The organism is Lacinutrix sp. MEBiC02595 (assembly GCF_053601555.1).
This window is the reverse complement of the sequence record NZ_JBSHNU010000243.1, coordinates 795,508-808,726: the sequence shown is the minus strand read 5'-3', so window position 1 is coordinate 808,726 and position 13,219 is coordinate 795,508. Positions and strand designations below refer to the sequence as shown.

Sequence of the window (13,219 nt, the reverse complement as noted above, 5' to 3'; positions counted from 1 at the left end):
CGAGAGCTTTATTTCTAACTAATCGGCATAATTCAGTTCGCCTCTAGACTCTTGTTCTTTAAACTTTTTTACCAGTTCTAAAGCATCCGGAATCACATCACTACACAAAATAATTAACGAACCTTTCACTGCATTTTTAACCGCAAATTTTATCGCCTCTTTTTCCGATGGAATAATCGTGGTTTTCTTTTTCGGATCTTTACTTTTAATACCATCATTCAGCATTTTAATAAGTTCCTCTTCCGTTTTTCCGCGTAAGCGTTTGTCTTGTCTAATAATTATTTCATCAAACATTTCGGCTGCAATACTTCCCATTTCGTTATTATCTTCTACTCTTCTATCGCCTATTCCTGCAATAATTCCGACTTTAACAGTAGCATCCAATTCTTCTACAAAATTTTGAAGGGCACGCATTCCTGCTGGATTATGTGCATAATCTAAAAGAATAGAAAAGTCATTAAATTCGAATAGGTTTAAACGACCAGGCGTTTGCGCTGCCGAAGGAATAAACGTTTCTAAAGCAGCTTTCATATCTTCAATACTAATACCTTGCACGTGCGCTGCAAGAACAGCTCCAAGTACATTTTGAATCATGAATTTTGCTTTTCCGCCATAGGTTAACGGAATATTCACCGCTTCCATAATACGCATTTTCCATTCGCCGCGGCAAATAGTAACCCAACCGTTTTCGTAAACAGCAGTAATACCATTAAGACGTTGTAATGCTTTTACATGCGGATTGTTTTCATCCATAGAAAATAAAGCGACGTTACAATCTAGGTTACGACGCATATCGTAAACCAAATCATCGTCTGCATTTAAAATAGCATAACCATCTGGTAAAACCGTTTCCGGAATCACCGCTTTTACTTTTGCTAATTGTTCTACAGTATGAATTCCTTTTAAGCCTAAATGATCTGCTGCAACATTAGTTACTACAGCGACATCACACTTTTTAAAACCTAATCCAGCACGAAGCAATCCACCTCTTGCACATTCTAAAACCGCAAAATTTACGGTTGGATCTTTAAGTACAAATTCGGCACTCGCAGGACCAGTACAATCGCCAGTCATTAATAATCTATTTTGTATATAAACACCATCACTTGTAGTATAACCAACACGATGGCCATTCATTTTTGCAATATGTGCAATAAGTCTTGTGGTTGTTGTTTTACCATTCGTTCCAGAAATTGCTACAATAGGAATACGTCCTGTTTCTCCTTTTGTTGGAAATAATTTATCAATTACTGGAGCTGCAACATTACGTGGTAACCCAGTAGTTGGTGCTAAGTGCATTCTAAATCCTGGACCAGCATTTACTTCTAAAACAGCACCACCAGTTTCGGATAGTGGTTTAGAAATATCCGTGGTCATAATATCAATTCCGCAAATATCTAAATCTATAATTTTAGAAATACGTTCTGCCATGGCAATATTTGCAGGATGAATTATATCGGTAATATCTTCCGCAGTTCCACCAGTACTTAGGTTTGCGGTATCTTTTAATATCAATCTTTCACCAGCTGCTAAAACCGATTCTAAAGTATAACCAGCATCTTTAATGATGGTTTGCGTTAGTTCGTTGGTAGTAATTTTGGTTAACACATTTTCATGTCCGAAACCACGACGCGGATCGCTATTTACTTTATCAATTAATTCTTGCACGGTAGATTTTCCGTCACCAACAACATGTGCAGGCGTTCTAATCGCTCCAGCCACTAACCTATTATTAATTACAAGTAGCCTATAATCTCGACCTGTAATAAATTTTTCGACAATAATAGCACCGCTTCGTGAGCTTTCTTTTGCATGATGAAAAGCTGCTAGTGCATCTTCATAATTATTAATGTCTACTGTAATTCCTCTTCCATGATTGCCATCTACAGGTTTAATCACTAGCGGATAACCAACATAGCTACATGCTTCTTCTAAACTACGTTCGCGTCTAATAATATCACCACGAGGTACTTCTACTTCCGCTTGTTCTAATAAGTATTTGGTATCTTCTTTATCACAGGCTAATTCTACACCAATACTACTTGTTTCACTGGTAACTGTTGCTTGAATACGTTTTTGATTTGCGCCATAACCTAATTGGCAAAGCGAATATTTATTTAAACGAATCCAAGGAATTCCTCTAGATTCGGCTTCTTCAATAATAGAACCTGTACTCGGACCTAATCGATCCGATTCCCGAAGTTCTCGCATTTCTTGAATATCATCGGTTAAATCGTAGTCTTCGCCAGCAATTAAAGCTTCGCAAATTCGGACTGCAGATTTTGCTGCAAAGCGACCAACAGATTCTTCCATATAAGAAAAAACAACGCTATACACGCCATGTTCGCCATAACCTCTGGTTCTTCCAAAACCAGTATCCATTCCAGCTAATGTTTGAATTTCTAAAGCAATATGCTCTATAATATGTCCCATCCAAGTACCTTCATCCACGCGCATAAAAAACCCACCTTCGCAACCTTCCGAACATCGATGCGAATACATCGTTGGGAACATTGCTTTTAATCTTTCTGGAAATCCATCAATTTTATTCGATGGTAATTCTTCCATTTCTTCCAGATCAAGAACCATTACTATTAGTTTGTGACGTCTTATAGACCAGTAGTTTGGTCCTCTCATGGCATTTATTTCGCGTATCTTCATGCAGGTTTTGGTTTAATTAGTTATTGTGAAAGATTATAAATATATACAATTTCTGTAAAAAAATTAGCCTATTTTTGCACATTATAATTTTAAGTGATAAATAGATGCATAGATTTAACGGAACGTTAATTCCTATAGGAGGAAATGAAGATAAAGGAATTGAAGAAAGTGAACAATATACGTTAGAATTTATAAGCGAAGGTATTTTGTTTCATGTAGTTGAAGAAGCTGGAGGAATAGACGCTAATATTGTGGTGATACCTACCGCATCTAGTATCCCTGTAGAAGTTGGTGAAAATTACATGGAAGCATTTACTACTTTAGGTTGTAAAAACGTTACTATTCTAGACATAAGAAGTAAAGAAGACTCTGAAAAACAAGTAGCTATCGATTTAATCAAAGAGGCAGATTGTGTCATGTTTTCTGGAGGAGATCAATCTAAAATCACCGATAAAATTGGAGGTACTACCATGCATACTATTTTGGTAGATCGCTATAAAAACGAAGAAGGTTTTGTTATTGCAGGTACCAGTGCTGGTGCAATGATGATGTCTCAAGAAATGATTGCTGGCGGATCTGCTTCAGAAGCATTTATAAAAGGAGCAGTTACTATGTATAAAGGATTAGCTTTAATCCCGGAATTAATTATAGACACGCACTTTATTAAAAGAGGTCGTTTCGGACGCATATCGGAAGCGGTTGCACAATTTCCAAAGCTTGTCGGACTTGGCTTAGCAGAAGACACCGGACTTATTATTAAAAATGGCGTTTTAGAAGTAATAGGCTCTGGAATGGTAATTATTTTTGACGGAAGAAAGCTAAAACATAACAACCATAAGGTTTTAAAAGAAGGCACACCAATGTCTCTAACCAATTTAAGAACGCATATTCTATCTAACGGAGACCGTTTTAATATTAAAAATAAAGAAGTAGAAGTGCTACCTATCGAAGCTCCTTTTATCTGAACTCCTAAATTACTGCGCAGACAGGAATCTCATACCTATTAATATTTTTTTTGATTAGCCCACCGAAGTTTTAACATGGGTTGGGCGTTACCTTTTGCTCCTACCTACAAGGTTAAAAAAACCTCGCAGGACCACAAAACGTCAGGCTTTCCGCTATATCTTTTTTACTGGTTCTCGATACAAAATTGCGAAAAAGCAATTGTACTCGAACTGACATAAAAAAGGATGCCGCTGCAATCCCTAACGCGGAACTACCTCATCTTTAATTGTCACTTCGAGTGGTTTTCGAGGCACGAGAAAATTGTATCAAGAAGCAAACACAAATAGTTCTCGATACAATGCTCCTTTGGTCGCATCACTCGAACTGACAATGAAATCCAATTAAAAAAATACTGCTTGTCACTTCGAGTGGTTTTCGAGGTACGATAAAATTGTATCGAGAAGCAAACACGATAAGTTCTCGATACAATGCTCCTTTGGTCGCATCACTCGAACTGACAATGAAATCCAATTAAAATACTACTTGTCACTTCGAGTGGTTTTCGAGGTACGATAAAATTGTATCGAGAAGTCAATACAAATAGTTCTCGATACAACGCTCCTTTGGTCGCATCACTCGAACTGACAATGAAACCCTATTAAAACACTACTTGTCACTTCGAGTGGTTTGTGAAGCATGAACAAATTGTATCGAGAAGCAAACACAAATAGTTCTCGATACAATGCTCCTTTGGTCGCATCACTCGAACTGACAATGAACTTTAATCCAAAAAATACTGCTTGTCACTTCAAGTGGTTTGTGAAGCATGAACAAATTGTATCGAGAAGCCAATACAAATAGTTCTCGATACAATGCTCCTTTGGTCGCATCACTCGAACTGACAATGAAATCCAATTAAAATACCGCTTGTCACTTCGAGTGGTTTTCGAGGCACGAGAAAATTGTATCGAGAAGTCAACACGATAGTTCTCGATACAATGCTCCTTTGGTCGCATCACTCGAACTGACAATAAAATCCAATTAAAATACTACTTGTCACTTCGAGTGATTTGTGAAGCATGAGCAAATTGTATCGAGAAGCAAACATTTTTTTACTAACTTTAAACATGAAAACATATTACGTTTACATATTAGAGTGTTCCGATAAAAGTTACTACACAGGATTTAGTTCTAGATTAAATATTAGAATTATAGAGCATAAAACAGGCAAATACCCAGATTGTTATACGTTTAAAAGAAGACCAATCAAATTAGTTTTTCATACTACATTTTCAAATCCAAATCACGCTATTGCTTGTGAAAAACAGATTAAGAAATGGTCCAGAGCGAAAAAGGAAGCTTTAATAAATAATACATTCGAAAAACTACCTAATCTCTCAAAGAAGAAATTTAACAATAAATAGGTTCTCGATACTATTTCGTTAAAAATCGAAATCACTCGAACTGACAATGAAATCCAATTAAAATACTGCTTGTCACTTGGAGTGATTTGTGAAGCATGAAAAAATTGTATCGAGAAGCAAACACAAATAGTTCTCGATACAATGCTCCTTTGGTCGCATCACTCGAACTGACAATGAAATCCAATTAAAGTTCTAGCTTGTCACTTCGAGTGATTTGTGAAGCATGAACAAATTGTATCGAGAAGCCTTTTTTTTATTTATAAATAGAAACCTCTTCCATTCCTGTAGAAGATTTACTAGCGCGATACATGCCTTCGGTATTAAAAGGCATCGCGATATTTCCTTTGGTATCGACAGCAATTAATCCACCATCACCTTTAATTTCTAGAATACGTTTATTAATTACCTCGTTAGATGCAGCTTCTAAACTCATTCCTTTATGCTCGATTAAGCAAGCAACATCATAAGCAACCACACCACGAATAAAAAACTCACCACTTCCAGTACAAGAAATTGCACAGGTTTTATTATTGGCATAGTTTCCCGCACCAATCATCGGACTATCCCCTACGCGTCCCCATTTTTTATTGGTCATTCCACCAGTAGAAGTTGCGGCAGCTATATTACCATCTTTATCACAAGCAACAGCGCCTACAGTTCCAAATTTAGAATCCTTCTTTTTAGCGTGATCCAATTGAAAACTATCGGTATCTTTTATTTCTAACCATTGATTATGTCGCAATTCATCGTAGAAATACGATGCATCTTCTAAGGTATAATCTAACTCTTTAGCAAACTGCATAGCACCTTCGCCAGCAAGAAAAACATGTTCGCTTTTTTCCATCACATCACGCGCCAAACTAACTGGATTTTTAATTCCGGTAATTAAACTAACCGCTCCTGCATTTAATGTTTTTCCATCCATAATAGAAGCATCCATTTCATGAGATTCGGTTGCAGTAAAAACGCTTCCTTTTCCCGCATTGAATAAAGGCGAATCTTCTAAAACAACCACTGCTGTTTCTACAGCTTCGGTAGCAGTTCCATGATTTTCTAGCACTTTATAACCTGCATCTAATGCCAATTGTAAAGCTGCTTTATATTTTGCTTCCAATGCTGGTGTCATCATTCCTTTTACTAAAGTTCCTGCGCCACCGTGAATGGCAATTGAAAATGTGTTCATCTAAAAATATTTTCCGCAAAAATACGTAGCAATTTTTTAATAACTTTATTAATAATGAGGTTCTTTAGTTTTTAAAGAAATTGTAATTTGCAGTCGAACAGATTTCTAATTAAGAATCGTCATTCTTTTGTCTCCTCGAGCGCAGTCGAGAGGTTAATACCACCCAAAAGAGAGTTCTCGACTGCGCTCGAACAGACAAACACTTATACTCAAAATCAAATGTCAGATAACAAACGTGTGTTTTTAATTGATGCTTTCGCATTAATTTTCCGTGGCTACTATGCCTTTATAAAAAATCCGAGAATCAATTCTAAAGGGGAAGATACCTCAGCCATTATGGGTTTTATGAATTCTCTTTTAGACGTTATTAAGCGCGAAAGACCAGATCATTTAGCGGTATGTTTTGATAAAGGCGGATCTGCAGATCGTGTAGAAATGTTTGAAGCGTATAAAGCGAATAGAGATGAAACGCCGGAAGGTATAAAAACTGCCATTCCGTATATCATGGAGATTTTAAAAGCCATGCATATTCCTATTGTAGTAAAAGCAGGGTTTGAAGCCGATGATATTATTGGGACTTTAGCAAAACAAGCAGAAAAAGAAGGATACCAAACGTTTATGGTTACTCCGGATAAGGATTTTGCACAGTTGGTAAGTGAAAACATATTTATGTACCGACCAATGTTTGGTGGTGGTTATGAAACTTGGGGAATCCCAGAAGTACAAAAGAAATTTGAAGTTACCGATCCGTTACAAGTGATTGACTTTTTAGGAATGATGGGCGATGCTAGTGATAATATTCCTGGGCTTCCTGGTGTTGGAGAAAAAACAGCCAAGAAGTTTTTAGCTGCTTACGGAAGTATGGAAAATCTTTTTGCAAATACCCACGAGCTGAAAGGTAAAATGAAAGAAAAAATAGAAGCCAATCAAGAACTTGGTTTACTTTCTAAAAAACTAGCAACGATTATGCTAGATGTTCCGGTGACTTTTGATGCCAAAGATTTTGAAATGTCGGAACCAGATATTCCGAAGGTGACCGAAATTTTTCAAGAATTAGAGTTTAGAAGATTAATAGATAATTTCACCAAAACATTTACTGTTCCTGCAGAAGCAACAGCTAAAACTACCGAAACTGCTTCCGTTAAAGCAGAAATAAAAGTAACACCAAAGGAAGCGGAAAATGCTGGAGCAGGGCAATTTAATTTGTTTGGAGGCGAAGTCAATTCCGCGGAAGCGACAACACAAGACCCATTCGCCAGAAAAACCATAGCCACCTACTCGCATTTCTACCAAAGTGTAGCGCCAGGAATGGCAACCAAGTTATTCATTAAAAACTTAATGAACCAAACGAGTGTGTGTTTTGATACCGAAACCACAGGCTTAAATCCGTTGACCGCAGAACTCGTAGGGATTTCATTTTCCTGGGAAGTTGGCAAAGGATTCTATTTATCGTTTCCGGAAGACCAAGAAGAAGCACAGGCTATCATCGAAGCATTACGATGCTTTTTTGAAGCAGAAAACATTCAGAAGATTGGTCAGAATTTAAAATACGACATTAAAGTATTAGCAAAATATAACCTGCAAGTTAAAGGTCCGTTATTTGACACCATGATCGCGCATTATTTGATAAATCCAGACATGCGACACAACATGGATATATTAGCAGAAACCTACTTAAACTACACGCCAGTTTCTATTGTAGAACTGATTGGTAAAAAAGGTAAAAACCAATTATCGATGCGTGATGTTCCGTTAGAAAAACAAACCGAATATGCGGTAGAAGATGCAGATATCACCTTGCAATTAAAAGAACATTTTGAAAAAGAATTAGGCGAAGCAAACACCAAAAAATTATTTGAAGATATTGAAGTGCCGTTGTTGCGCGTACTAGCAGCTATGGAATTAGAAGGAATAAAATTAGATGTTCCGTTTTTAAATGGCCTAGCCGAAGACTTAAACAAAGACATTGAAACCTTAGTAGCTAAAATTTATGCCGTTGCAGGTGAAGAGTTCAACATCGCATCGCCAAAACAATTAGGAATCATCTTATTTGAAAAACTAAAATTAGTAGACAAACCGAAAAAAACAAAAACGGGACAATATAAAACGGGGGAAGATATTTTATCTGCTTTAGCAAAAGAGCACGAGATCATTAGAGATATTTTAGAATATCGCGGATTGGCAAAACTAAAAAGCACCTATGTGGATGCCTTACCATTACAAGTGGAAGAAGCAACAGGACGTGTGCACACCGATTATATGCAAACCGTTGCTGCTACAGGAAGACTAAGTAGTAACAATCCGAATTTACAGAATATACCTATCCGTACCGAACGTGGACGACAAGTGCGAAAAGCGTTTATTCCGAGAAATGACGAGTACATTTTACTTGCTGCCGATTACAGTCAGATAGAACTGCGTATTATTGCCGCTTTAAGTAAAGAAGAAACCATGATTGAAGCCTTTAAAAACGGAGAAGATATTCACGCTTCTACCGCTGCAAAAGTATTTGGTATTCCGCTAGACGAAGTAACCAGAGCGCAACGTAGTAATGCCAAAACGGTAAACTTTGGAATTGTGTATGGTGTTTCTGCTTTTGGACTGAGTAACCAAACCGATTTATCGCGTGGGGAAGCCAAAGAGCTTATTGATACCTATTACGAAACCTACCCAAAACTGAAACAATACATGAGCGAACAGGTAGATTTTGCTAGGGATCATGGCTATGTAAAAACGGTTTTAGATAGAAGACGTTACCTAAAAGATATTAATAGTGCCAATGCGATTGTGCGTGGTGCTGCAGAGCGTAATGCGGTAAATGCGCCCATTCAAGGTTCTGCTGCAGATATTATTAAAATTGCCATGATTAATATTTATAACAAACTAGAAGCTGGGAATTATAAAACCAAAATGCTGCTACAGGTACATGATGAATTGGTTTTTGATGTCTATAAACCGGAACTAGCCGAAATGAAAACGTTGATTAAAACGGAAATGGAGAGTGCTTTTGTGATGGATGTGCCTTTGGATGTGGAAATGGATACTGGGTTGAATTGGTTGGAGGCGCATTAGGAGAAATTTAGGAATATACGGGAAACCGTAAAATAATTTAAGAATCATCGTTTATATTTGAAATGAAAAAGATTGAAGTTGTTGCAGCAATAATATATTTTGAAAATAAAATTTTCTGCGTTCAAAGACCAGAAAATAAACTCCCTTATATCTCAGAAAAATTCGAATTTCCTGGAGGTAAAATTGAAAAAGGAGAATCAAAAGTAGAGGCTTTAAAAAGAGAACTAATTGAAGAGCTAAATTTTGTGCCAACTAAAATTGATGATTTATTTATGACTGTAGTTCATCAGTATCCAGATTTTGAATTAACAATGCATAGTTTTAAATGTTATTCTGAAACGAAAGAAATTGAATTAAACGAACACATTTCGTCTAAATGGCTCACAACAAAAACCTTAAATCAATTGGATTGGGCGGAAGCTGATATTCCAATAGTTAATAGATTAATTGAGAATGAATAAAACATTTAATGATGATTTTAAAGATAGCCTATTAACTGGATTCATTGATAAGTCAATAGGTTCAGATGCACTTTATCAACCCGAATTACTTGTAAACAGAAAAATTCCAAGAAAAAAAGTTCTCTCTACAATAATAAAAGAACTAGAAAATTGCGAGAGCTTTTATATATCTGTTGCTTTTGTCACAACAAGTGGTGTCGCAGCATTAATAAATACTTTTAAATCCCTTGAAGAAAAAGGTGTAAAAGGAAAAATTCTTGTTTCTCAGTATCTCAACTTCACACAACCCGAAGCGTTAAAAAGACTGTTACAATTTAAAAATATAGAATTAAAAATAATAACGAAAGAAAACTCACATTCAAAAGGTTATATTTTTAAACATTCCGGATATTATAATTTAGTTATTGGGAGTAGTAATTTAACCTCATCTGCACTATCCACAAATAAAGAGTGGAACATGAAAGTTTCCGCAAGAAACTCAAGTTCAATAGTAGATAAAGTAATAACTGAATTTCTAGAGGATTTTGAAATAGGTGAAACTGTAAATGAAACTTATATTGAAAAATATGAAGCTATTTATAAAAAACAATTTCTAGTTTATAAAAAGAGTGAAGAAGAATTATCTAAAGGGCTCAATTTAGAAATAACTCCAAACTCTATGCAAACTGATGCATTAGAGAACTTAAAAAACTTAAGAAAAGAAAATAATAAAGCGCTTATAATCTCTGCAACCGGAACAGGTAAAACATACCTAGCTGCTTTTGATGCCAAAGCTTTTAATCCTAAAAAACTTCTATTTGTTGTACACCGATTAAACATTGCCAAGAAAGCCATGGAGACTTTTAAAACTATTTTTGGAAAGTCTAAAACAATGGGATTGTACTCCGGAAATCAAAGAGAATTAGATAAAGACTTTGTGTTTTCAACTGTTCAAACAATTTCAAAATCAAATCATTTAGAACAATTTGACAAAGATTTCTTCGACTATATCATTATCGATGAATCCCATCGTTCCGGAGCTGATTCATATATTAGATTAATAGATTATTTCAACCCAAGGTTTCTTCTTGGTATGACTGCAACACCTGACAGAACAGACGACAAAGACATTTATAGCTTGTTTGACCACAATATAGCTTATGAGATTAGATTGAATAAAGCAATGGAAGAGAATATGCTTATTCCATTTCATTATTATGGCGTAACAGACTTATCAGTTAATAACGAAATACTTGAAAATGAATCTGACTTCAGACTTTTAACAGCTGAAGAGAGAGTCCATAAAATTATTTCTAAAATTGAGTTTTATGGTTCGGACAACGGAATTACACGAGGTTTAATTTTTTGTTCTAAAAAAATTGAAGCCAAAGAATTATCCGATAAATTTAACCTAAGAGGATATAAAACTAAAGCCTTAACTGGAGATAGTTCAGAAGAAGAAAGAACAAAAGCCATAGAGCTATTAGAAAGTGACGATTTATCAATCAAATTAGATTACATTTTCACTGTTGATATTTTTAATGAAGGAATTGATATACCAAAAATCAATCAAGTCATTATGATTCGCCCAACCCAATCGGCAATAATATTCATTCAGCAATTAGGACGAGGATTAAGAAAAACAGACAACAAGTACTACTTAACTATCATTGATTTTATTGGTAATTATAAAAACAATTATTTAATACCAATCGCTTTATATGGTGACACTTCTTTCAATAAAGATAAAATACGAAAGTTAATTTCAGAAGGCAGCAGTATGATTCCAGGTGAATCAACTATTAATTTTGATGAAATCACTAAAGAAAGAATATATGCTTCAATTGATTCTGCAAAGATGCAATTGCTAACGGATTTAAAAATAGACTACAATAATTTAAAAAGTAGAATCGGGCGTATTCCAATGATGATGGATTTTGTGAAAAATGATTCTAGAGACCCTTATTTATATGTTAATCACTCAAAGTCGTACTACAATTTTTTAAATAGAACCGAAAAGAATTTTACCGCAGTTTTAAGCATAAAGCAAATAAAATTATTAGAATTATTTTCAAAAGAAATAAATAATTCTAAACGAATAGAAGAGTCTGTCATACTAAAAGAAACGATTATTTCTGGAAGTTTTAATATCGAAAAACTAAAAGCCAAAATCAAAGAAAAGTATAATTATAACATATCAAAAGAAACTATTTCTTCTTGTGTTTCAAATATCAATTTTGAATTCGTAAGAGAGAAAAAACAAGGAAAACTGGTACCTGTTAGAGATATTTATAATTTGAACATTCTCAAATTAGAAAATGATATATTCTCATTGGAAAATGAATTTAAAACACTTTTAAATGATTCTAGTTTTAAAGAATTTTTACTAGACACAATAGAATATTCTCTTTATAATTTCAACAAAAACTTTGATGCCAACAAATGGAATGATGGATTTCATTTATATAGAAAGTATTCAAGAAAAGATGTTTTTAGGATTTTAAATTTTTCCGAAAATCCAGTTGCTCAAAATGTTGGCGGCTACTTAGTAAGTCCAGACAATAAATATTGCCCAATATTTGTAAATTATCATAAAGAAGAAGATATCTCTGAATCTACTAAATATGAAGACGAATTCGTAAATCAAAAAGAGTTTGATTGGATGTCGAAATCGAATAGAAAAATAGACAGTAAAGATGTTCAATCTATTCTAGGAAATAATGGTGAAATTCGCCTTCCTCTATTTATTAAAAAAAACAACGACGAAGGAACTGATTTCTATTATATGGGAGATATTAACCCACAAAAAACTAATGTTGAACAAACAAAAATGAATAGTGATAGTGGAAAAAAAGTTTCCGTAGTCAAAATTCGTTTTGATTTAGAAAATCCAGTTTCTGACTCCATGTATCAATATTTAGAGGAAAATACAGGTTCAAAAATTAATAAATCAGTTATTACAAAGCTAACAGAAAACAATGCTATTCAACTTGAAATGGATATTCCAGAAACAATAATAGAATCTAATCACACGATTCCATTATACAATTTTCATGCAGCAGCAGGTAATTTTAGTGAAATGCAAGATGAAAAAGAATACAACCTAATTCCTGTACAAGAAAGATATGCAACAGATGATTATTTCGCATGTAGAGTAATAGGCGAGTCAATGAATAAGACTATTCCAAATAACTCCATATGTATATTCAAAAAAAATGTAACAGGCTCTCGTAGTGGGAAAATTTTATTAATAGAAAATAGAGATTACTTTGACCCTGATTTCAATTCTGCTTTTACTGTAAAAACCTATTCAAGTGAAAAAACAGTTACAGAAGAAGGCTATCAACATGATTCTATTATGCTGAAACCTAATTCCTATGATAAAAATTTTAAAAATATAATTCTTGACGAAGAGCGTGCTAAAGAAATGAGAATTATAGGTGAATTTGTAAAGGTGCTAAGCGCATAACAAGCTCTAATACTTCTGCTTGAGA

7 protein-coding genes are annotated in these 13,219 nt (G+C 34.7%); 5 read left to right on the top strand and 2 right to left on the bottom strand.

All coding sequences use genetic code 11. The features are described 5' to 3' along the window. Positions 1-18: 18 nt before the first annotated feature. Positions 19-2,661 (bottom strand): cyanophycin synthetase, encoded by a 2,643-nt coding sequence (gene cphA, locus ACVCZW_RS17175; protein ID WP_452233003.1) that lies wholly within the window; start codon positions 2,659-2,661, stop codon positions 19-21. Positions 2,662-2,765: 104 nt separating this feature from the next. Here cphA and ACVCZW_RS17170 point away from each other — a divergent pair, with 104 nt between their 5' ends. Together ACVCZW_RS17170 and ACVCZW_RS17165 are read left to right on the top strand one after the other, a co-directional pair. Continuing rightward, entirely contained in the window at positions 2,766-3,626 is an 861-nt protein-coding gene (locus ACVCZW_RS17170) for a cyanophycinase (protein WP_452230922.1), read from the top strand. A gap of 1,107 nt (positions 3,627-4,733) precedes the next feature. Continuing rightward, positions 4,734-5,030 carry a GIY-YIG nuclease family protein gene (locus ACVCZW_RS17165; protein ID WP_452233002.1) on the top strand — a complete coding sequence of 99 codons (297 nt, stop codon included), beginning with the start codon at positions 4,734-4,736 and terminating at the stop codon, positions 5,028-5,030. Positions 5,031-5,283: 253 nt separating this feature from the next. On the opposite strand, the gene ACVCZW_RS17160 is transcribed toward ACVCZW_RS17165, so the two are convergent. Then, positions 5,284-6,213 carry an isoaspartyl peptidase/L-asparaginase family protein gene (locus ACVCZW_RS17160; RefSeq protein ID WP_452233001.1) on the bottom strand — a complete coding sequence of 310 codons (930 nt, stop codon included), beginning with the start codon at positions 6,211-6,213 and terminating at the stop codon, positions 5,284-5,286. Positions 6,214-6,432: 219 nt separating this feature from the next. On the opposite strand from ACVCZW_RS17160, the gene polA reads away from it, so the two are divergent. The 3 genes from polA to ACVCZW_RS17145 all read left to right on the top strand — a co-directional run bounded on the left by polA (position 6,433) and on the right by ACVCZW_RS17145 (position 13,194). Next, complete coding sequence (gene polA / locus ACVCZW_RS17155) at positions 6,433-9,285, top strand: DNA polymerase I (protein ID WP_452233000.1); 2,853 nt, start codon at positions 6,433-6,435, stop codon at positions 9,283-9,285. A gap of 62 nt (positions 9,286-9,347) precedes the next feature. After that, on the top strand, positions 9,348-9,746 hold the full coding sequence (locus ACVCZW_RS17150) for a (deoxy)nucleoside triphosphate pyrophosphohydrolase (protein WP_452232999.1): 399 nt from the start codon (positions 9,348-9,350) through the stop codon (positions 9,744-9,746). Next, positions 9,739-13,194, top strand: coding sequence for a DUF3427 domain-containing protein (locus ACVCZW_RS17145; RefSeq protein WP_452232998.1), 3,456 nt, complete (start codon positions 9,739-9,741; stop codon positions 13,192-13,194). Before ACVCZW_RS17150 ends, ACVCZW_RS17145 begins: the two co-directional genes overlap by 8 nt. Positions 13,195-13,219: the final 25 nt, after the last annotated feature.

Bases quoted from the DNA above. Each gene is read 5' to 3' on its own strand.
- cphA (WP_452233003.1), bottom strand. From the start codon at position 2,661: ATGAAGATACGCGAAATAAATGCCATGAGAGGACCAAACTACTGGTCT.
- ACVCZW_RS17170 (WP_452230922.1), top strand. From the start codon at position 2,766: ATGCATAGATTTAACGGAACGTTAATTCCTATAGGAGGAAATGAAGAT.
- ACVCZW_RS17165 (WP_452233002.1), top strand. From the start codon at position 4,734: ATGAAAACATATTACGTTTACATATTAGAGTGTTCCGATAAAAGTTAC.
- ACVCZW_RS17160 (WP_452233001.1), bottom strand. From the start codon at position 6,213: ATGAACACATTTTCAATTGCCATTCACGGTGGCGCAGGAACTTTAGTA.
- polA (WP_452233000.1), top strand. From the start codon at position 6,433: ATGTCAGATAACAAACGTGTGTTTTTAATTGATGCTTTCGCATTAATT.
- ACVCZW_RS17150 (WP_452232999.1), top strand. From the start codon at position 9,348: ATGAAAAAGATTGAAGTTGTTGCAGCAATAATATATTTTGAAAATAAA.
- ACVCZW_RS17145 (WP_452232998.1), top strand. From the start codon at position 9,739: ATGAATAAAACATTTAATGATGATTTTAAAGATAGCCTATTAACTGGA.